The organism is Stieleria sedimenti, assembly GCF_025060895.1.
Lineage (GTDB): Bacteria > Planctomycetota > Planctomycetia > Pirellulales > Pirellulaceae > Stieleria > Stieleria sedimenti.
This window is the reverse complement of sequence record NZ_JANZKV010000082.1, coordinates 1-20,511: the sequence shown is the minus strand read 5'-3', so window position 1 is coordinate 20,511 and position 20,511 is coordinate 1. Positions and strand designations below refer to the sequence as shown.

Annotated in this window: 20 protein-coding genes; 4 read left to right on the top strand and 16 right to left on the bottom strand. The window is 58.6% G+C overall.

The genetic code is table 11. The features are described from left to right. Positions 1 to 19: 19 nt before the first annotated feature. A complete protein-coding gene (locus tag NZK35_RS12290) occupies positions 20 to 667 on the bottom strand; it encodes a phosphatase PAP2 family protein (protein ID WP_259632831.1) in 648 nt (215 codons plus the stop codon). A 164-nt stretch (positions 668 to 831) separates the two neighbouring features. Between NZK35_RS12290 and NZK35_RS12285 the strand changes: the two genes are divergently transcribed. Then, positions 832 to 2,109, top strand: a complete 1,278-nt coding sequence (locus tag NZK35_RS12285; protein ID WP_259632830.1) for an RNase H family protein — start codon at positions 832 to 834, stop codon at positions 2,107 to 2,109. A gap of 1 nt (position 2,110) precedes the next feature. Here the strand turns inward: NZK35_RS12285 and NZK35_RS12280 are convergent, their stop codons facing one another. The 8 genes from NZK35_RS12280 to NZK35_RS12245 all read right to left on the bottom strand — a co-directional run bounded on the left by NZK35_RS12280 (position 2,111) and on the right by NZK35_RS12245 (position 11,537). After that, positions 2,111 to 2,359: a hypothetical protein gene (locus NZK35_RS12280; protein WP_259632829.1), complete on the bottom strand. Its 249-nt coding sequence runs from the start codon at positions 2,357 to 2,359 to the stop codon at positions 2,111 to 2,113. Continuing rightward, the gene (locus NZK35_RS12275) at positions 2,346 to 4,154 is read right to left on the bottom strand and encodes an Hsp70 family protein (protein WP_259632828.1); all 1,809 of its coding nucleotides are present in this window, start codon (positions 4,152 to 4,154) and stop codon (positions 2,346 to 2,348) included. Before NZK35_RS12275 ends, NZK35_RS12280 begins: the two co-directional genes overlap by 14 nt. Before the next feature lie 37 nt (positions 4,155 to 4,191). Next, positions 4,192 to 4,968 (bottom strand): nucleotide exchange factor GrpE, encoded by a 777-nt coding sequence (locus NZK35_RS12270; RefSeq protein ID WP_259632827.1) that lies wholly within the window; start codon positions 4,966 to 4,968, stop codon positions 4,192 to 4,194. Continuing rightward, complete coding sequence (locus NZK35_RS12265; protein ID WP_259632826.1) at positions 4,961 to 5,302, bottom strand: J domain-containing protein; 342 nt, start codon at positions 5,300 to 5,302, stop codon at positions 4,961 to 4,963. The genes NZK35_RS12270 and NZK35_RS12265 overlap by 8 nt, the downstream gene beginning before the upstream one ends. Continuing rightward, entirely contained in the window at positions 5,299 to 7,800 is a 2,502-nt protein-coding gene (locus tag NZK35_RS12260) for a hypothetical protein (RefSeq protein WP_259632825.1), read from the bottom strand. Before NZK35_RS12260 ends, NZK35_RS12265 begins: the two co-directional genes overlap by 4 nt. A gap of 89 nt (positions 7,801 to 7,889) precedes the next feature. Next, on the bottom strand, positions 7,890 to 9,077 hold the full coding sequence (locus NZK35_RS12255; protein WP_259632824.1) for a Gfo/Idh/MocA family protein: 1,188 nt from the start codon (positions 9,075 to 9,077) through the stop codon (positions 7,890 to 7,892). 156 nt (positions 9,078 to 9,233) lie between these two features. Then, the gene (locus NZK35_RS12250) at positions 9,234 to 10,298 is read right to left on the bottom strand and encodes a potassium channel family protein (protein ID WP_259632823.1); all 1,065 of its coding nucleotides are present in this window, start codon (positions 10,296 to 10,298) and stop codon (positions 9,234 to 9,236) included. Positions 10,299 to 10,571: 273 nt separating this feature from the next. Further along, positions 10,572 to 11,537, bottom strand: a complete 966-nt coding sequence (locus NZK35_RS12245; RefSeq protein ID WP_259632822.1) for a glycerophosphodiester phosphodiesterase family protein — start codon at positions 11,535 to 11,537, stop codon at positions 10,572 to 10,574. A 153-nt stretch (positions 11,538 to 11,690) separates the two neighbouring features. Between NZK35_RS12245 and NZK35_RS12240 the strand changes: the two genes are divergently transcribed. After that, positions 11,691 to 12,185, top strand: coding sequence for a hypothetical protein (locus tag NZK35_RS12240; RefSeq protein ID WP_259632821.1), 495 nt, complete (start codon positions 11,691 to 11,693; stop codon positions 12,183 to 12,185). 165 nt (positions 12,186 to 12,350) lie between these two features. Here NZK35_RS12240 and NZK35_RS12235 read toward each other — a convergent pair whose 3' ends face one another. The 7 genes from NZK35_RS12235 to NZK35_RS12205 all read right to left on the bottom strand — a co-directional run bounded on the left by NZK35_RS12235 (position 12,351) and on the right by NZK35_RS12205 (position 19,938). Next, the gene (locus tag NZK35_RS12235) at positions 12,351 to 12,545 is read right to left on the bottom strand and encodes a hypothetical protein (RefSeq protein ID WP_259632820.1); all 195 of its coding nucleotides are present in this window, start codon (positions 12,543 to 12,545) and stop codon (positions 12,351 to 12,353) included. An 89-nt stretch (positions 12,546 to 12,634) separates the two neighbouring features. After that, the gene (locus tag NZK35_RS12230; RefSeq protein WP_259632819.1) at positions 12,635 to 13,888 is read right to left on the bottom strand and encodes a DUF1559 domain-containing protein; all 1,254 of its coding nucleotides are present in this window, start codon (positions 13,886 to 13,888) and stop codon (positions 12,635 to 12,637) included. A gap of 659 nt (positions 13,889 to 14,547) precedes the next feature. Then, a complete protein-coding gene (locus tag NZK35_RS12225) occupies positions 14,548 to 15,105 on the bottom strand; it encodes a hypothetical protein (protein ID WP_259632818.1) in 558 nt (185 codons plus the stop codon). Then, the gene (locus tag NZK35_RS12220) at positions 15,081 to 17,657 is read right to left on the bottom strand and encodes a discoidin domain-containing protein (protein ID WP_259632817.1); all 2,577 of its coding nucleotides are present in this window, start codon (positions 17,655 to 17,657) and stop codon (positions 15,081 to 15,083) included. Before NZK35_RS12220 ends, NZK35_RS12225 begins: the two co-directional genes overlap by 25 nt. 361 nt (positions 17,658 to 18,018) lie before the next feature. After that, positions 18,019 to 18,417 (bottom strand): hypothetical protein, encoded by a 399-nt coding sequence (locus NZK35_RS12215; protein ID WP_259632816.1) that lies wholly within the window; start codon positions 18,415 to 18,417, stop codon positions 18,019 to 18,021. A 20-nt stretch (positions 18,418 to 18,437) separates the two neighbouring features. Beyond that, complete coding sequence (locus NZK35_RS12210; protein ID WP_259632815.1) at positions 18,438 to 19,079, bottom strand: hypothetical protein; 642 nt, start codon at positions 19,077 to 19,079, stop codon at positions 18,438 to 18,440. 454 nt (positions 19,080 to 19,533) lie between these two features. After that, positions 19,534 to 19,938, bottom strand: coding sequence for a cupin domain-containing protein (locus tag NZK35_RS12205; protein ID WP_259632814.1), 405 nt, complete (start codon positions 19,936 to 19,938; stop codon positions 19,534 to 19,536). Positions 19,939 to 20,093: 155 nt separating this feature from the next. Between NZK35_RS12205 and NZK35_RS12200 the strand changes: the two genes are divergently transcribed. Together NZK35_RS12200 and NZK35_RS12195 are read left to right on the top strand one after the other, a co-directional pair. After that, positions 20,094 to 20,306 (top strand): hypothetical protein, encoded by a 213-nt coding sequence (locus tag NZK35_RS12200; RefSeq protein ID WP_259632813.1) that lies wholly within the window; start codon positions 20,094 to 20,096, stop codon positions 20,304 to 20,306. Beyond that, positions 20,303 to 20,470, top strand: coding sequence for a hypothetical protein (locus NZK35_RS12195; RefSeq protein WP_259632812.1), 168 nt, complete (start codon positions 20,303 to 20,305; stop codon positions 20,468 to 20,470). Before NZK35_RS12200 ends, NZK35_RS12195 begins: the two co-directional genes overlap by 4 nt. The last annotated feature ends 41 nt before the right edge of the window (positions 20,471 to 20,511 follow it).

Genomic DNA, 20,511 nt, shown 5'->3' with positions numbered 1-20,511 from the left:
GCGACCAACCGCAAAGAATCTACCGACGCGCGAAGACGCGGTGGAGGCTCACTTGACGGGCGGTCCAGGTGCCCAGCAGACCGCCGGTGATCAAATCGACCAGATGGTGCTGGTAGGTCAGCCAGGCCGAGACCGCGATGGCGATCGCCCAAACGCAAAACACCATTCCCCAGACGCGCCGTCGACGCCACATCGTCGCGGCGCACAAGCTCGCGTATGCCACGTGCAATGAAGGCGCACAGTTGTAGGTCAAATTGATTCGATCGGCCCATCGAAACGGCATTGCCGCCCATCCGACCACTTCCGGTGTCTCAAAAGCCAACTCAGCCGGATAGATCAGAAAACACGCGCCGGCGATCAGTGTCATCAGAACCATTTGCGCGACAAACTGATTCAGGCGGTCTTGGGTTGGCAAGGTCAGTGCAATGAACCCAAACATCAAATAGACAGAGGAGTAGACGAGACTCAACGCGGGGACAAACGGAAGCGACAATTCAAACGAGAAATGCACTGGATAACGCGCCGTTCGCAGCGACGTGATGATTTCCGCGCCGCCGTAGACGATCACAAAGAGTAGACTGAGTCCGAGCAGGGCGAGTCCCAATCGCATGCGTTGGCGCGCAGCGGGCCAGACCCACAACGGCTCTCGATCGTTCGGCCCTCCCATCACATCGCCCTCACCTTCGTTCTGCCTCCATCCTTCTCCCCGCTCGCTCACTTCCCCCCCCCTACAACCGGTCCCCTACCTCGAACGGCCTGGACATCGCTCCGCCGGCGACGAACAATAGCTATTCTAGATCGCCCCAGCGCCGCCCGAGACAGCTTCTGCCGATGCTTCGATTTTCCAGCACTGCATTGACGCAATTGCCGACGGACGCATTGGTCGTCGATGTCGACTGTGTCGGCGGCGAGCCGACCGCTGCGCTGCGTCGATGTTCGGCTGCATTTAGCGACGTGGCGGGTGCGTACGAGCGGCATTTCAATGCCGGCGACCTGCGACCGGGCGAACTGCTTGTTTTACCCCCGACGTCCGATCGGTCTGCGACTGTTTTCTTGGCCCCTTCGCGTGTTCATCCCCAAGGCGAACTCCGCGCCGAGGACTTCAAGCGGCTGTCAAAGACCATTTTGGAGGAGACGTTGCGGCGTGGATTTCACTCGTTGGCTTGGTTGCCCTTTCACGTCGGACGTGGCCTGGACGAGACCGAGATTCGTCGCCAACTGCTGTACTCCTTTGCGCGGTCACCGGAGCTGGAATTGATTTATCTGTCGGAGAATTCCGACAACAACCCGGTAGGGCGGGTGTCGATTTTTAGCGACGGTGGCGCAGAAAAAGAAGGCGGCAAGGGCGGGTATGGCGTCGTCTTGCGATTCGGCGACCACCACAAAGAGCTCAGTTGCGGGTTTCAGCAAACGACCGTGGAGCGGATGGAATTGATGGCGGCCGTTGTCGGGCTGGAGGCGTTGAAACGGCGTTGTCGGGTTCGGCTTCACAGCGATTCACGTTACGTTGTCGATTCCGTCAACACCGGGCTTCTGTTTCGCCACGCTTCCAGGCAATGGAAAGGCAGGAAGTCGCGATCGGTGGATCTTTGGGAACGGTTTCTCGATCAATACCTCAAACATGACGTCGAGCTGATTTGGATCAAGGGTCATTCGGGGATCGAAGACAACGACCGTTGCGATCAATTGGCCGGCGAAGCAAGGCAGGCGATCACCCTGGCCATCGATGAAGGGTTTCGATCAAAACAAGGCAAACGCAAATCCAAGCCGGCCAGCCGGACCGCCCCGGCCACACCCGTCCAATCGTCGACACCCAACCCCACCGCGCCCGCCAACGTCACCGCGCCCGCCAACGCCACCGCGCCCGCCAACGCCACCGCGCCCGCCAACGTCACCGCGCCCGCCAACGCGACGTCTGGCGGCAAGCCGAAGAAAACGGGTGACCCCTGCCGAGCCTGCGGGCACGCGTTGGAGAAACGGATTCCCAAGAAGCACAAGGCGAACGCGGCCTATCATTTCGCCTGGTACCTGTACTGCACCAACTGCAAGCGGTTTTACCACGTCGAAGAAGCGAAGGTCGATGTGGCCGAGAGTTACAAGACGCCGTGAGTCAACGATCGCCTTCGTCGAGGCAGATCGCCGCCAGCCGTTTGGGAGCGATCAACGCGAGCTGTCGCGCGGTGGTTTCCATCGCATGATGGTCGGCTCGAGCACGCGCCTGTTCGTGCCGGGCGACCAGCGCCGCGACGTGCTCGAGGGCGCGAACCAGTAGTTTCAGATCGGCGTCGCAGCGACGACAAACCGGTTGCAGGGGTTGCTTCGCCCTGCAAGCGGGGCATCGAAGGTCATTGCTCGACATAAAAGATCACATCCTCGATCTCTTGGACCAACGCGTCGATCAAGTCGTCGTTTTCCTCGTCGACGGCTTCCTTCAATTGCGTGATCAAATCGTGGAGTTCTTCGGCATCTTCCTTTCCGGCCGAGCCCGCCACGCGGAGCGCTTTGGCGATCAGGGCCAGTTCCTTCGTCGACGAATTCGGGTCCGCAACAGCTTGGGCGGCGTCGATTCGATGCCGCGGTTGCCAACCTGGTTGAGTCTCGGATGCGTCTTCCGCCGGAATCGGTTCGACCGTTTCGAACAGGTCGTCGATTCGCCGGATCGCGTCGGCGCGTCCTTCCTCCTGGGACTCGGAAAGGGCGTTGGTGATCGACAGTTCTTCGCTGATTCCGGTGGCCGACTGTGTGGCGGTAACTTTTAGCGTTCCGTCGAGGGTCAATTCAAATCGGACGACGATTTTGCCGCGTAAATCCGAAGGATTCTTGAGCGGCAAATTGAATTTGCCGAGCGGTTTGTTGTGCTTCAGATCGTCGTGCTCTCCTTGATAGACTTTGATTTCGGCAACTTTTTGATCGTCGGATACGGCAAAGAACGCGTCTTCGTAACGGGCCGGTAGCGGAGACCCACGATGGAGAATCGGTACAAACTTCAGATCGCCCAATCCGAAAACGCTGCCTGCGAGGGCTGCGATGCCCAAGGTGTGGGTGGCGACGTCGACCAACACCGCATCGACGGCTTGGCCTTCAATCATCGCGCCCTGAATCGCCGCCCCCAGGGCAACTGCCAGATCCGGGTCGACCGCGCGACAGGGGGCGAGCCCGAATTCCTGGCGCAAGCGGGATTCGACCAACGGCGTCCGGGTAGAGCCACCGACAAGGACCAGTTCATCGATTTGGTCCAAGGTCAGTTTCGCATCCCGCAGCGCTTGATCCACGCACTCGATGGTACGATCGACGAAGCCGGAAATGAGCGTTTCGTACTCATCACGCGAAACCGCGACCGACAGGTGCAGGGGTTGGCCATCTTTTTCGGCAATGAATTCTTCGGAAATCGTCACCGTTTCCTCGGTCGACAAGTCGCGTTTGGCCGACTCACAGGCGTGCAGCAGTCGCCATCGGGCCGACGTGTTCTCGCGCAGGTCGACTTCGTGTTCCGATTGGAACCGATCGGCAACGTGATTCATCAGGGCAAGATCTAAATCGTCGCCACCGAGTGCGGTGTCCCCACGACTGCTGATCACTTCGATCACGCCGGCCTCCATACGGGCGATAGAAACGTCGAAGGTGCCGCCACCGAAATCGTAGACGACGACATTGATATCGCGGTCTTCGTGTACATGATAGGCCAGCGTGGCGGCGGTCGGTTCATTGATGATCCGTTCCACCTTGAGTCCCGCCAATTCCCCGGCGTGGCGAGTCGCTTGACGCTGGTTTTCATCAAAAAACGCGGGCACGGTGATCACCGCGCGGTCGACCGGAACCCCGAGTGCCATCGCCGCGTGGTCCTTGAGGCGGCGGAGGATGATTGCACTGATCTCCGGAGGCGAAAATTCCTGATCGCCCATCGGGATTCGGACCGTTTTGCCCATTTGCCGTTTGACCGACGTCACCGTCCGGTCCGGAAATGCGACTTGTTGGTTGCGTGCGACCAAGCCGGTGATCAATTTGCCACTCGGGTCGATCCCGACCACCGAAGGCATGATCGACGCACCGTCGACGGCAAGGACCTTGGGCTGACCTGCGTCGACGACCGCGACAACACTGTTGGTGGTGCCGAGGTCGATGCCGATCACGGGCGAGAGGTCGGAATGAGTCACTGCAAGGGATCCAATTTAAGTAAAAACAGGAGGGCGGTTACAACGCAACTTTGACTTCCGCAAAACGCAGCACCCGCCCTTTGTAGAGGTAGGCGGGCGCGATCTGTTCGATCACGGTTCCGGAAAGCGATCCGTCTCGCGCGGGGAATGATTCGGCGATCGTTTCGGCGGCCACGGAAGCGATCGCGTGCATGATCTCGCCGTCGAATGGTTTTCCCACGGTCTCGACCTTGGCGATCCCGCTGGTCTCGATCAGCTTGCGGACGCGATCGGCCAACATCGCCAACCCCTTGATCGTCGCATCTTGCGATGCAAGTCCCGCCAGGGCTTGGTCGAGTTGATTCTTGGCACGCTGGAGTTCCCGGTCAACCATCTCGCAAATTTGATTTGCGGCCGGTCGAGCGAACCGTCGGGCCAGCCAGCCCTGCGACGCGATCACGGTCTCCGACTGCGTGCGAATGTTTTGTTCGAATGCTTTGATCGATTGTTCGATCTGCTCCCTCGGGGCGGAACTCGGTTGGGTGACCCTTGCGATCGCGTAGGACACACAATGATCCACCTCGGCCAAGCACTCGGCCAATCGTCGTGCCGCATCATCCTCCGACGACGCGGTGGTTTTTGATTCGATGGAATCGAGCAATCCGGTGACCCGTTGGGCAAAACTTTCGACCTTCGTCGTCGATTCATGCAGCGATTGGGCCAGTTCACGATCTTCGTTGGACCGATTGCGAAACTCTTGCCGCATCGCGGTGAAGGCTTCGATCACATCGATCAAACCGAAGTCGTTTTGTCGTTCGGCGATTGAATCACCCATCTTGATCCTCCTTCGCCTTGGCCGACAGATTGCCCAGGCTGAGTAGATGGGCGGTGGGCAATCGCGGCGTCTGCGCGGCTTGTTCGTCCAGGATCTGCTTCCAAGGTCGCGGCTCCTGTTCATCGAACCAGATCAGCTGTTTGGCCAGGAACAGGGGATCGCGCGCCGCTTGATAGGCGGCTTGGATCTTGCCGAACATCTCGGCGTCTTTTTCCGGCGGGTGCTCACGGACCAGTTCCAGGTATCGCGCGCGGACTTCGGCTTCGTCGCAGCCGGCTTTTAATCCCAGCACGGCGAACGGATCGGTGACGGAGGAGGCGGTTGAGTCGTTCATCGCGATTTCCGTTTCTTCATGGGGTTTTTCGGTCGATTGCGGCGCCGTTCGGGATCGACCTCGAACTTGGGCCGCGGCGCTGGGGTGCTCGGCGGCGGAGGCTCCACGTTGGGATCCAAATTGACCGGTGCGGCGGGCTCGCCGAAGGGCAGTTCTGCGGGATCGAGTCGCATGGCCGGCCCCGTCCGCTGATCAATGCCTTCGTCCCCATCCTCCTCGTTGATCGGATGCGGGATCCCCAGTCGTTCTCGAGCACGGGTGCAATGTTCGCAATCGCAATACGGGTCAAACGTGTCTTCGTCGTCCTCGTAGAAGTCATCGTCTTCGTCGGACTCCCAATCGGGGGCGACGCCATCGATGACCCGCTCAAACATCTTGCGGAAGGAGTCTTCGAAATCGCTATCCGCGGTGCTGACCATCTCCCCTTCACGGACCAACGTATTGAACCAATGTCGTTGGAATGGATCGGTCTGTGCATCTGCGGCAGCCCGGACGCGCTGCACCAAGGCAGAAAGCTGCCGCGGTTTTCGATTGAGTCTGGGGACCTGGAGGATCGCTTGCAGTTCGAGGGCCGCGGTCAGATCAGGATTTAATTTGCTTCCGGCTTTTTGCAGACCGGCGGGGAGCTTCGGTTGGAAGGTCCCCGCAAACAGGGTGCGTGTCGACAGCCAGCAGATGGCGGGCCACCCGGGAACCTCCAGCTCTAGAACTTTGTTGCACTCCGCGGTGGTTTCGATTCGGCTGAACAGCTCGTCGGCGAATTTTCCGCCATGCATTCGATAGGCGGGATAGAGCAGCCCGGTGCGATGCAGGTCGTAGAAAAACGCGCCGGCCAAAAGCAGCGTCTTGGAGGAGAGCGCCGAGGTGTTCTTCGCCGCCGAATCGATGGGAACGCGAAGCGGCTTGAGATCGGCACTGGGCACTCGCATCCGCTGGGCAGCCCCCAGCATCATCACCGCGTCGGCCAGGTCGGCCTCGTCGCCGCCGTCCAACGCCGCCCTCGCCTCGGCCCTGCGTTGTTGGTACTGCTCCGCGTCGCCTTGCCGCAGGGCCAGTGCGGCGCGAAGGTAACCCGACCAGGTTGGGGACAACCAATTCGGCCAACAGGCCTCGGCTTGATCGAGCTGCTCGGCGACTTGCCCCAGCCAGGCTTTTCGTCGGCACAATCGCATGGCCTCCAAGAGGCACCATTTCCAACGCGTGGCTCGAACGCGGGGGTCGCTGTGACGCGACTTTCCGAGCCAATCGACGTGGGGCTGGGCGAGGTCGAGTTCTTCGTTTTCCAGATAATAATCGACCAGCCACAATCTCGGTTCGATGCATTCGGGAAGACCTTCGGACCAGTCGCGCATCGCTTCGGCAAGACACTGTTCCCAGTAAGCCCGGTCGTCCTTGCGTTGGTCTTGGTCTTCGGCGAATTGACGAATCCACTTCGTCCGCTCTTGATGTGCCCGCTCAAATTTCGGAAAGCTCTTCGTCGCAGCTTCGAGTCCGCGAAAGATCTGCTCCTCCAGGTCAGTGTTTTCTTCAAACGGGTCGATGCCAAGTTGAGCGAACGGTGATTGGGCCAGCGTCGCGATGTCCTCCATCGCCCGGCCGAAATGCAATTGGGCGGCAATCGCGCCACGCATCGCAGGAGACAACTGCTGATTCTTCGGAAGCTCATCGTTCAGATAGCGTTCCAAAGACTGCTCGGATTTCGCGTTCGAACTCCTAAATCGCGAAAAGTAGAAATGGTTGCGAAGCGTATGGTTGGGATCGTGCGGGGGGCCCGGGATCGACTTGATCCCCCGCTCGTACAAGTCGACAAAGGTCATCTGAAACAGTCGCGAGATCACTTCTTCGCCGAGGGCAGCGACGAGCCGCGGTTCGAACTGCCGATGTGCTTTGAAAAATTCGATCAGTACATCCAATCGCTCCCAACCGATCAGCACATCGCCTCGAATCTCAGCGGGAATGATTTCTTTCTTGAGCAGGATGTCGCGCGCCTCTTTCAACGCAGGTCGTTCGATCAGTACCGACCTGGCGAACGCCGCCCCCGGCCGCAATGGCTCGGCGGCGGGCCACTGCTTGGCCTCGACCAGCGTCGCGGCGATTCGGGCGGGGCGACGATCTTGATCCAGTCGCGAAAACGCTTCGTCGGCTTTGGTGGCATCACCGCGATACCAATCGATCAAACCGCGGATGAACATCCGCCACTGACTGTAGGGACTTTTTCGGGGGATTTTGCTGAGCAAATCGGTCGCCCGTTTGTCGTCCCCCGTTTCGACCGCGGAGAGCGATTCCCGCACCGCCGCGGCTTCACCGGCCAGATCCTCGGGCAGTGACTTGAGGGCCGCGTCATCAAAAACGGCGGCGTCCTCGGTCGATTCGCCGGTCGCGGTCAACGGTTTCATTCGCTGTGAGCGTTTCTCGATCCGCTCCGATGTAGCCGCCGGGGATGCCGGTCGTTTTCGACGACGTGGCGGCGGTTTCCGCTTCGTTTTTTTGTTCGCCATTGGTACAGAATAACCAAGGGGGAGCGTGCTGCTCTAGTGGGCACCGTTCCCGCAGGAAGTCGTCCAAACCAGGTCCGGTCTACGGTGATCTACAATGCAAGCAACGGATGGTCCCGCTCGGCCAGGGGGAACGAGACCGCTGCGCCAGCCTGGCGATGTGATTCGAAGACGCCGCAAATCATCTCGACGGTCAGGGTTGCTTCGGCGGCACTGCACAGGGGTTGGCGGTTTTCCCCGATCGCTTGAACGAGATCCGCCGCAGCGACGTCATGATGTTGAACCCGATGGATCAGTTCAGGGTTCGGCTCGGCGACGTCGACGCCGCCGCTGGTGATCGGCAGCCAGCGTGATCCCGCATCGCGACGTTTGAAGGGGTTGCCAGGGATCAAATACGCCAGTGGATCGCGATCCGCTTGGATCGCGATCGTTCCTTCGCTGCCGATGATTTGCAAACCAAATCCGTGGTTCGCGGTTCCGTCGTTGGCCACCGAATCAAAGTAGACGGTCAGTCCTCGGTCAAACAGGAACCTGGCGTGCAGTTCGTCGCCGGCGAGCGGCCCCAAGCCCTCGGCACCTTCGCGCACGTCCCGCTTCGTCACCGGACGTCCGTCTTGCATCAACATCGCAGAGCAGCTTTGCGGTTTGCCGGCCAGAACGGTGATCATGTTCAGCACGTGTGATCCGAGCACCCACAAATCTTCGCCCCCGCCGCGGCGGTCCCCCTTGCCCCGGCCGCGGATCTCAAGCACACGGCCGATGCGTTTTTCTTCGATCAAATTCGCGATCACTTTGATGACCGGGTGGTATCGGTTGCGATGAGCGACAGCCACTTTCGCGCCGTGCTCGGCGCAGGCCGCCAAGACCTGGTCGGCTTCATGCGGCGTTCGAACAAACGGTTTTTCGACGTAGATGCCTTTCGCACCCGATTCGATCGCCGCCAAGACCATGTCGCGGTGTTGGTCGACATGACGTGGGCAGACGGCAACGATCCATGGCGTCGTCTTGGCAAGCATCTCGCGATAATCGGCGTAGCCGGCCTCATCGCCGAGTCCGAGCTTTTGGAGCTCTTTTCGTCGCCCCGTCGGATTCGTATCGGCGATCGCGACGATCGAGGCTCCGGGAATGCGTTTCCAAACGGTGTCCAGGCCATGCCCGTAATCCCCGCGGCCGGTGTGCCCGATCACTGCGACCGGAAACGAATTTGATTCTGACTGGCCCGAGGCATGGGCCCCGGCAACGAGCCCGGCAGAGATTGCGGCAAACTGACGACGATCCATGACTGTCTCCTGGAGGATGAAAACAGCCGAATTGTAATCGAAACTGTGGGGTAAGCTTCCAGCTCGCCAAGTGGGGTAAGCTTCCAGCTTGCCATCCGACGAGCTGAAAGCTCGGCGCGTTTCCCGAATTGGCAAGCTTCCGGCTTACCCCAGTGTTTAATAGCGGGTCCCCCGATACGACATCTGCTCGGATTTCTGTGCGGCGCGACGCGTCACGGCGGGTAGGTCTTCCTTGTGGGACAGGACGATCAGCCGGTCGCCCGCGCCGACGACATCTTCCATTTTGGGATTGCGAACGACCTCACCCTGGGCGCGATTGATGGCCACCACGACGTTCCCGCCATCACCGGTCAGCTCGATGTCCTTGATCGTGCAACCGACCAAAGCCGATTGAGCCCCGATCGGGATTTCCATCATCCCCAACCCGAATGCTTCCAGGTCCTGGTTCATTCGCGAAAACGCCTTGGCATCGCTGACGAGCGTCTCGACCGTGGGGCAGGCGATCAGCTGCGCGATTTTGGACGCGCCGATCATCGTCGGCAGGACCACTCGATTGGCACCGCTGCGGATCAGTTTTCGCTCGGTCGCTTCGGATTCGCCACGCGCGATGATCTGGATCGTTTCGTTCAACTCGCGTGCCGTCAGGGTGACGAAGACGTTTTCCGCATCACCGGGAAGCACGGAAGCGAGTACGGTAGCGCGGTCGATACCGGCTCGTCGCAGGATCTCTTCTTCGGACGCATCGCCGGAGACCACCAGGATTCCGTCCCGTTCCGCCTCGGCCAGCCGTTCGGTGTCGCGGTCGACGACGACCAGGTCGACGCCGGCTTCCCGCAATTCGGCAACCAGGCTGCGACCGACGCGTCCGTATCCGCAAATGATGGCGTGACCCTGGGTCTGTTCGATTCCACGGCTCATTCGTCTGGCTCCCAAAGCACGCTGGATCTCTCCCTCGGCGATCATTTGCACAAATCCACCGAGGACGTAAATGCCGCTGCTGCACCCGGTGACCACGACGGCCAGGGTAAACAGTTTTAGCCCCGGATCAACGACCGGACGCACTTCGCCATAGCCGACACCAAAAATGGTAATCGCCACCATGTAGACCGCGTCGAGCAGCGACCAACCGGCGATCACATAGCCCGTGACCGCAATCAGACACGTGCCGGCCAGAACGGCCATGCCCAGACGCATCTTGTTGATCGAAGTGGACCCATTCATGAAACGCCGTGCGTGTTCGCGTCAAGGGACGAAGTGATGCAGCCGAGCGTGGTCGGCTCCTACGTCCGCGTCAAGGATTGTTTCGTTCAATGCCCGCCCAGCCTACGTTAAACCGCCCCAGGGGAAGTCGCTGCTCCGACCGTTCCTGGCCGCCTCACGCCCCCTGCCCCCGCATCTCGCATTTTCCTGTCACCCCTTTTCTTGTCGCCCATCCCAGACACCATTTTTCTGCCCCCCGCTTTTTCTGCCATCTGCCCGCAACAGTCGCGTCCCCTATTCGACTGGCAACAAGCGATGCCCCTGCGTTGACTTCGACAGCGGTGCATACAGCAAACGCCCGACCTCGCGTGGCAGATCGGTCTCGATGACATCCGCACCACGGCCCAAAATCATTTGATAGTCGCGGCGGAGCGAATCGGCTTCGTCACGGGCGCGTTGGTGAAACACGCGGTCCAGGTTGCGCGAAGTCCCGATCATGGTGGACGCTCCTTTCTGATGGACCGCTTCGTAGAGCGAATGGTCTGTCGGTGGGACGTGACCGAGAAACGCGATCACGTTTTGCCAAGGAACACCGAGAGCATCGAACGCTTGGACTTTGGCATGACTGGAAATCATCACCTCCATCATGATGTCGCGGTTCAACCGGTGGCAGGCAACGACATCCTGAAAATTTCCGACGATCATCATCGCGTAGGCTTCCGCCTTGTGCTGGCTGATTTTTTCGACGCGAGTTTCCAGTGGCACGTCTTTTTGATCCAAGACCAAGATCGTCTTGCCCTTCGCCCAGCGCAACGCCTCATCGAGCGTCGGGATTTGATCGTCGGTCACCTTTCCTTCGCTGTCCTTGAGCCGCAATTGCTTCAGTTCGGCCAGTGTCTTGTCGGCCAGTTTCCCGGTTCCGGTGGTCGTTCGATCGAGTGTCGCATCGTGATGCAGGACGACGTGGCCGTCTTTGGTCATCCGCGGATCGATCTCCAGCATCGAAAACGTTTCCGCGAGCGTGTGCTCAAACGTGGCGATGCAGTTTTCCGGATAGCCCGGCCCGGCGCCACCGCGATGGGCGCTGGCGATCGGCAGACGCGATCCGGTGTAGCGAAAAAACTCGCGAAGCTCCGCAGGCGTCCGGGGGACGATTCGGTGCAGCGGAGTGGTTGTCGGCGCCGATTCCTGGGAAATGCTACTTCGGAGCGGAAGGAAGATCGGTGCGAGCACGAGCAAGACGCGGAATGGAAACGTCATCAAGCAACGCCTTGTCGGCAGGTACGTGGGACAGGCTTCTAGCCTCGGATGTCGAATTTTACCCGATTTCCTGGTAACAATCGCCTGCCAACTTCGCTTGGCAGATCACTAGCCTGTTTCCGCCATCGTCTCCCATCGATCAAATCAAATCCCATGAAACGTCATCGAGCCCTTGCGTTCCTGCTGTTAGCATTCGTCGCCACCCCAGTGATTTCCGCCGAACCGACGTCGTTGCTCAAGTCGCCGACGAAGACGTTTAGCACGACGACAACCACGCTCCCGCCGAGACCCACGCTGGAAGAACAAGTTGCCGCCTTGGCCGCACTCGTCGCGCAGCAACAATCGCAGATCAATTCGCTGCAACAACAATTGACCGACCAGGGCAGTGCGATCGAGATGCAGATCAGCGAAAGCGAAGCGATCTCCGATCGCGTCACCGCCTTTGAGCAGGTCTTTGATTTCACTGACGGTGTCTTGACCATCAATTTCACCGCGATCGAAATCAGTGCCGACGCAGTCTCCGTCAGTGCACCGACTGTCGAATTTGATGCTCAGGTGGAAATTCATGGCAACTTGGAAGCGGGCAGCATCACCACAGAAAGCATCGACGCGGAGTTGTACGCTCCCGGTGCGGGCAACGTTTTGTAGCCACTCGGAACGTGAGCTGCAGACGCTGCGAAGATGCTCGCCAAGCTGAGCGCCTTGGTCAATCACCGATCAGCCGGGTCTGGTTTCGACCGCAGGTGATGAAGATGATCGGCCAAACGTCGGTCAATGCGACCACCGGCGTTTGGCCTCACGGGCGTCGAGGGCTTATTCGTCCACGTCGTCCATGCTTCCCGCGTCTTCGGCTTCCATCTCAAGGACGGCCTTTTCGTAGGCTTCGATTTCGCTCAGCTCGACGCCTTCGGTCATCGACGCGGGATTTGAATTATCGCCGCAGCCGACCGAGGCAATCATGGCGGTTGCCGAACAAAGGATCAAAAGGAACCGGGAAAAAGTTTTCATGTGGATTCATCAGATTCAGGTTGGATGGAGCGTTGCAAAATGAGGGGTGGATGCCGCGTCGAGACGCGGCATCCGAGATCGACGTCAGGTCATTGATTCAGTTGTTCCTGGATCGTTTCACTGCTGGCACGCGTCCCAAGCGCTCCCCAGAGCCCATGGGGGCTTTCGTTGCCGGGTGCCCGGTTGCCTGTGCCGTTGAGCCAGACATCGCCTTGATTCCGGCTGCCGGCTTCCACCGAATCGGTCATGAAGATCACCGCTCCATCAGCCATCAGGACATGAGCACCTCCGGTGTGTCGGCTGGACACCGGGGCGGTTCCTGACAGGTGATTGGAATTGTGTCGCCCGCAGTACACATCGTTGGGAGGCAAGATCGTAAAGCAGCCCGAGAACATCTGATTGGCATCGGCCCATTTAAAACCACGGGCATGGGTGAGCCTGTCGCCACCGTTGAGCCAGTAGCGCGGGCGGTCGGGGTCGATGAACTGGTCGCAGGTCCCGGGATTGTCACGGATCATCCGAATCACAGCGAGGTTGCCGCCCAAGCCCCGGCCGTCTCTCGGAGGACTGGTTGAAATGAAGCTGTCGCCCAAGTCCGTTGCAATTTCACCCATCGCGATCGTATTCGACAAGCCGTCAAGAACGTCACGGAAACGACCGTTTTCGTCAAACGGCTTGAAGAAGCCACGGTGCGCTGCTTGGGCATGGCGGACGCGGCCTTGCACGCGTGTATCACGCTGATTGTTCCAGGGTCCCCACATCGTGAAGTAATGACTGTCACCCATGCATGCGGCGTAATTGGTTCGCCCCAGCGCCGGCAACCCCACGCCCGGGTCACTCGGACAGCGGTACGTCGGGATCTCGAATGTCCACGGCAGGTATTGGATCGTGCCCGGCGTCGGACCCATGGCAGCCCAAGGGGTGGCGCGGGTTCCGACCGGTGCATTGGGGTCGCCGTCGGTCCGCGTCGCGTTGGGGTTGGAAATCAGGTCCCATAGACCCTGCTGTTCGATGAACGGCAAGAGCCCGACCAACGTGCTCAAGCGTCGGTTGTTGACAAACAGCGTGCCAGTGCCCGCAGCGCTTTCTTGCCACCACGCTCTGGGCTGGCTCGGAGTGGCCACCGTGCCGATCCCCTGAGCGGGGATGCGTTTGTACGCGGAGTGATAGTTGTGAATGCCGATTCCGATCTGCTTAAAATTGTTGCTGCAACTCATACGGCGGGCTGCCTCGCGCGCCGATTGCACCGCCGGCAATAGCAGCCCGACCAGAATGCCAATGATGGCGATGACGACAAGAAGTTCCACCAATGTGAAACCACGACTGTGCTTGAAGCGTCTCATAAAACTACCCGATGAGAAAATGAGTACAGTGGGGTTGCCCCCCCTGGAAGAAGTGGGTGTTTGTTGAACCTAGCCGCGAGTTTGCGGGCATGCAACGATCTTTTGCGTCGCCGGTATGTGAAATTGCGACACCGTGGATTCAGATAAAGGAGCCCGGGTCGCCGTACGGTCCTGCCGCGGCCTGCCGTCTTGCCGCGGCCTGCCGCTGACACCCGAAGTCCCCGGTTCCAGGCCTCTTGGCCGGTGACGACGGAACACCACGACGGCTGGGCCAATTGCGATTCTGATCTGACACCGTGGAACGCCGTCCGCATGAAGGCCGAAGCGGGACCTGGGCGGTGAGCTTGGCGAGGCGGTTCGCAAGCGAGGCTTCAAGTACGCGCCGTCGTACCATCTCGGACCGAAAGCGGACGGCACGCTGGTTGCCGAGCAGGTCGAGTGTCTCCGTGCGATGGAAGCGGCAAGTGAACGCCTAAGTTCGACCAATGCCTCTTCGTTCGGGCAGCACTGACACACTCGAATTCTGAAGACCTCCGGTCAGCTTCCTCGAGCCCATCATGGCGATGCGAAACCTATGGAAACTCCCTGCCAGCTTTTTCAGACCCGATACAGCAATCGTCGTGTCCGCAGGTGCGATCTGCGGTCACGGTTCATTTTGCTCAAGAATCCCCTGTCAATTCTCGCATGGGTGGACGTTGTGTCAGACGATAACCGTGGACGCGAAAAACCAAGAAGATCAGCGTCAAAAACGAATTGCAGCACAGCACCATCTGCCACAACGCAAGATCGAAGCCCCGCCGCCAAAACACTTGAGGTGCGAGCATGATCGCCGCGGTCAAGCCAATCAAAACGGCCCCGCACCGCGCAAGAGATCCCGCCCTTGATGTCAAGGTCGTCCACGCGACGGCAATCGCAAACAAGGCGACCAAAATCCCTTCAAGAACAAGATCGAGACTTCGGTGACTGACGATTCGCTTGGACACCTGAAGGTTCACGATGGCGAAGCAAACGGCAGCAAAGCCGATGCAAAACAGAAGCTGATGGATTCCAAACTGGCGGCGCAGCGTGACTGTTTGTGCTGGCGACATGCTGGGGTTGATCTCGCACCGTTGAGCTAATCCCTCAGACGCCTTGCATTCGACGTTGAGATGAATACGCTCCGTCATCTCTACTAGCCCCGATTTCGTAGCTTTTACTCTCTCTGCTCGTCGTTCCACACCATGACTTCAGTGACCCCGCTGCGAGCTCGACCACGGTTGGTGAATCGGATTCGAAGACTGCTGGTCTTAATTCGTGCAAAGGTGGCGGAGTTCCATTGACTGCCGGCCGGTTCCTCGGGACTGCGTTTGGCATCGGTGATGGGCAGCCAGTTGTCGTCCTTCCTGATCTCGAAATCGTATTTGACGGGACGCTGGACGCCGCCTCGATCGTCGTAGATGGCAAGTTCAATTCTATTGAACTCGACCGATTTGCCAAATTCGATTTGTAGCCAGTCAACATGGTTGGGTGATTCGTAGCTGGTCCAACGGTTTGTTGGGGTCGGCAAGAAGTTGGTTTTCCCGTCAATCGCAGACTCAGGCACGCCGCCAAATCGATCATGGTAGCTGGCCGTTGCTTTCGGAAACTCCCTTCGGCCATCATTGAACGCCAAGTTGCCTGGCGGATGAGGCCGCGACTCGAGCGGAAGGGGGACGTCGCCCCAAGCTTCGATTTCTGTAAGACCGGAGCGACCGGACGAACTATGGACCAGAATCGCGCGGAGTTTTTGAGTCTTCAACGGGCCAAAGGTCAGAGTGTAAGGTCGATGACCGACGATCCTATCGGATGTCGTTTCGTAATCCACTGATTTCCAATTACCATCCATCCATGATTCCAGCCGAATCGCCTGTGGTGCAGTGATGGGGCTTTCCGGTAGGTCGCTGTCATCAAGCACGTAGACCTTGACTGTGTGTATCGTCCGCGGTGTACCGAAGGCTACGGTGATCCAGTCTTCCAGATTTGGAGAGCCTTGGCATGTCCAACGATTCGGTGGATGCAGCAGGTACCAATAGTTGCCATCGTTTAGTTTCGACAGCGAAGTGTTCGGAGCGGTATAGCTGGCGGTAATACGGGGGAAGTATGTGCCGTCGTTATTGACAGCAAAGTTGGTTGCAACAGGTGCCGTGCGATCGGCCGCGCTCGTGCGACCTTCGGGCTTCACCGGAACGGCTTCTTTCACCACAACAGGTTGGAGTTTGTCCGCGCCCCCGACTCGTTGGCCATCAACTAGCAGGTGAAGGCCTTTCCCAAGTTTGTAGCGGTCGCCGCGCTTGTCCCAAACAACGCTAATTAAGTGGCCTCGATAGGGCACAGTGTCGAGCGCGAAGTAGCCCCAATCGGTAGGAGCTAGCGGACGGACCTCCAACGTGTCATCGTCTCGTGGAACCAGTCCGGCGAGACCGGTAATGACAAGATCGCAGTAGCCGGAATGCAGATAATGTTCCGAGTGGTTGTAACCGTCGTGACCTTCAAACGATCCGGTGTCGGGGTGCAACGCTTCGGCTAGATAAGGCTTTCCATTCTTGCGGTGCGATCGAGCGTAGATGCCGAGCAGCTTGGTGTAGTCAGCATTGGTAAGAGCCTTGCTACCGCTTTGAAGCGAGTTGGCAAGCGCCTTCAATGTCTGAGTCGTCGCGTAGGGCCATGACTGGCCGCTCCACCAGCAACATGACTTCTTCAACAAGAACATCGGGTCATTACGTTCGACGGTGGACGGCCCAAAGTCGGCGTAGAACCCGTCGCGATCCATCAGCTTCTTCCACGCGACATCGTACTTCGTAGAACCAGACAGCAGGTTAAACTGCCACGGGACGTAACCAATCAGCTCACGACCGTGTGGGTCACCGGCATGTTGGCCACTCTCGTACGTTCGCGTGAGAGCCTTCATCTTATAGCCGTCGCGTTCTTCGTCGTTCTTCAGAACGGGAAAAAAGAACTGACGGCGCTCGTCCCACATCATCTCCAGCATCTTCGCTTTGAGGGCGTCAGCTTTCTCGGTGAAGCGTTTGGCGACGTCCCTGCGGTTGGCGAGTACGGCAATCCGAGTGATCGCCTGTGCGTCAGCCCACATGTAAGCGTTGAATGAGGGACGATAGCTGGGAGCCCCGCGCAGGATGTCACGTGTCTGTCGGCTGTTGATGTTGAACTCCATGCCATCATCGTGGCCCGTCTGCCAGAACAGACCGACTTCGGGAACAAAGTGGCGTTGCTCCCAGCCCTCAAAGTTCTTGACGAGGTCGTCCAGCAGATCGGCCAGAAACTCTTCGTCTGGATGAACCTGATGGACTGCCCAAGCCGAGTCCGCTAGCCAGTTGGAATAATTCCTCGGCTGAGCGCCCGGAGTTCGTAGCCAGTAACGCGAGTAGTCGTTGGCGACGCGCGGGGTGCGCAGCCAGCGAGCTTCATAGAGCTGATGGCCGGCCGGACAACTGATCGCTCCGTAAGCGCCTGACCAAAACGGACGGTCGATGAACTCCGTGAAAATGTAACCTGTATTGGGACTGCCGTACGTAAGGTGCTTCGTTAGCAAGTCCCACCGATAGTAATAAGTCGTTGTGATCTCGCGGTCGGGACATTCAAAAAAGGGGATATTCTTCTCGTACCAGTCAAAGTCGCGGTTGTACCACCACGCCTCATTCTGCAGTTGTTGTCGTTTATCAAGAACCTGCGCTTCGGCCGCGGAAATCGTTGCGAAGATCAGCGTAGCGGCTATAAAAAAAGGTTTCATCATAGTAATTCTCGAATGAACTTGGGGACGACCGAATCCCTTCCTTCCGCTGCGAGTAGATGCCACACGGCTCAATCAACATTGAGTCAGGCGAGGGTGACTCGGTTTGGCGACTGGATCAGCTTGACACACAAAAACATCCGCCCGGACGCTTCGGTCCTGACGTCGATGCAGACTACCGGCTTCGGAACAGTTTCGCCATGATTCGGTTCGGGACCGCCCCTCTCGCCCGATCAATTCGAATCCGTTGAGCCGACCCTCATGACTCGGCTGGATCGACTGCACGCCCGCGACACGCCCGACCATCAGTCCCGATTTGGCATGCTCGAATGAAACGGTAGCGGTTCCTTCGTGAATCTTCGCCTCACGAAACATCGGCCCACTGGTTTCGATCTTGCGCCCGTATTCGTTTTCGTTGGCCAACGGCCAACGGCCAGCTCGCCAAACGCTCTGCGACGTCGATCTTGTTCGGCGGGTGGATGTCATTGCCGTTATCCAAATCAATGGTCACGACCATGCCGGTGTGCGGCAGGCTCTGGGCACGCCGCTGTTCCTCCCGCAAGTACGTCCACGCGTAACTGGACCATTGTGGCAACTGGACAAAGTAAACCGGCAGCTCGCACTGCAGCACCATCCGATCGGCAAACGGATTGGCCAGATGGACCTGGGCAACGGCGACGCTTGAAGCGACCAATTGGAGAACAAGGGTCAGCGCCACGCCGAATCCGTCGAAACGAATTCGGGAATCTCGCCGAAAATGCATCTGTCAATGCTCCGCAAATTTCAGTAGTCAAGATTTGCGTCGAACTCCGGCGTCTCTCCGTTTTCCACCGATTCGGTCCAGGCATCCAGCCGATCAACGCCCAGCTTCCAGAATTTTCGGCAGAGATCAAAGTATTCCAGGACGACCTGCTTCTCATTGGCGGCAAGAAGTTCCTTGGCCAGTTGCATGTTGGGGCCAAACGAATTCATTTGCGGTGACCCTTTACTCTCAACGGACGCAAGCAGGCGTTTTTTTGCCTCGGCGATGTCGCCCGTTGCAAGGGCGATACGCCCCAGCACTTGATTCCCATCCTGGATGGCGTTGCCGTAGTTCCAGTCATCGCGTTGTGTCTGGGCGCGTCGCAACAATTCCTCCGCGAGTTTCCGGGCCTCCTCCGTCTTTCCGTTTTTCAATGCATGCTTCGCAGCCCGGTTCAACGCGTAGAAACGCTCGTTCTCGTTTCTGGCCGCATTCAGGTCACCCCCGACAAGATCCATCATGCGCTTCCGTTCCGCTGGGGAAACCGCGTCTTCGGCTCCTTTTCGTTTGGCTTCCGCGGGGGCTGAAAGAAGAACGAAATTCAAGGTGGAGACATTCGGCAGGCGTACCTTTTGTGCCATGAACTGGATGGTGTCACCCGCTCGGAAGTCACTGCGGGCCAACGGGTCACTCACGATCACCTCAAAGTCCTTCCATTGGACCACGTAGGCGACGAACCGATGCCCGTCTTGTTCAGCGGAGAACACCTTCAGAACCGGCCCCTCCTGCGTCTCAAACTCACTTTCAACACCTTTCGGCAAAACAGGCGTTTGGGCGAGGATTGGCGAGATCCCGATCATCGCGACGCTTGCCAGCAATCCAGCCCACAGCACGGCAAGTAAGTATTTTGTCATGGTCCTGTCCTGATTCAGATTCGACGGAGGGTCGCGGCGGAGTCACATGAGACCCATTCTAGGGTCGAATCCATCGGATCGGTCAACATTCCGATGTTTCCCGCCAAGTCAACGTCGATTGGCCGATCAACGATCGCTCCGGTCAACGCATTAGTCGTTTGCAATTGCCCGTTTTGCGCATCCGCGGATGTGCCCGTGTTCTGCCCCCATCGTTTTACCCCCATCACCTTGCCAGCTCTGGGTCATCGAGGTTCGTTTGGATCCATCGATCCGACAGATGGATGTCGGTGGTTTCAAGCCGGCCCGGGCCGATGCTGTGATACTTGTGTGGGATGTCGGCAGGACCGAGGAGCACATCGCCGGTCTCTGCCTCGATCTTCTTGTCACCGATGGTGAACAGAGCCCTTCCCTTGCGAACGATGAACAATTCGTCGTACGGATGAACGTGCCAGAGTGGCCCCTTGCCGATTTCATCGGTTGCGTAAAACAGTACCGTGACGCCTGCCCCGATGTCCTTGCCTTCCAACACGCCCATCCACAAATCGGCATGCGATTCCCAGTCCGAGCGATGCACGACCTTCGGTTGACGGCCTTTGGAGTCGAGTTTGGTGAAGTCGTAGTGTTCCATGGCTTGCTTCGGTGGCTTGCTTCGATCGACGAAATGCGTGCGAGTTTGATCCACAAGAATATACCAGCAGCACACAGCGACTCTCAATTCGGAAACACTTGACAGACAGATGGTCGCTGGATGCCCGTCACCGGCCAAATGGAGACTCAATCACCATGCCGTCGACGCCGAATGAAACGCTGGCCAAGCGGATCAAGACCAATCACGAGTTGGCACGGACTCTCTGGGAAAGCGGAAACATCGAGGCCCGGTTCTTATCGATCCTACTGATCAAACCAAAGACGCTAACCGCCGACCAGGTGGATCAGAACTCGGCCGCATTGAAGCCGAGATGGCGAACGCCGCCCCACAAGTCCAGTGGACGATGAATGCAACGCTCGCGGCGATCGGCATCCACCAGCCCGAGCACCACAAGCGGGCGTTTGCAATCGGTGAAGCGTTGGGCATTTATCGTGCCGTCCCCGTTTCGAAGGGCTGCACGTCTCAATTCGCCTCGAGCTGGATCGACGAGAGGGTCAGCCGGCAACGCTGACAGAGATGGCAGAAAAATGGTGGGCAGGTGCGCCGGGATAA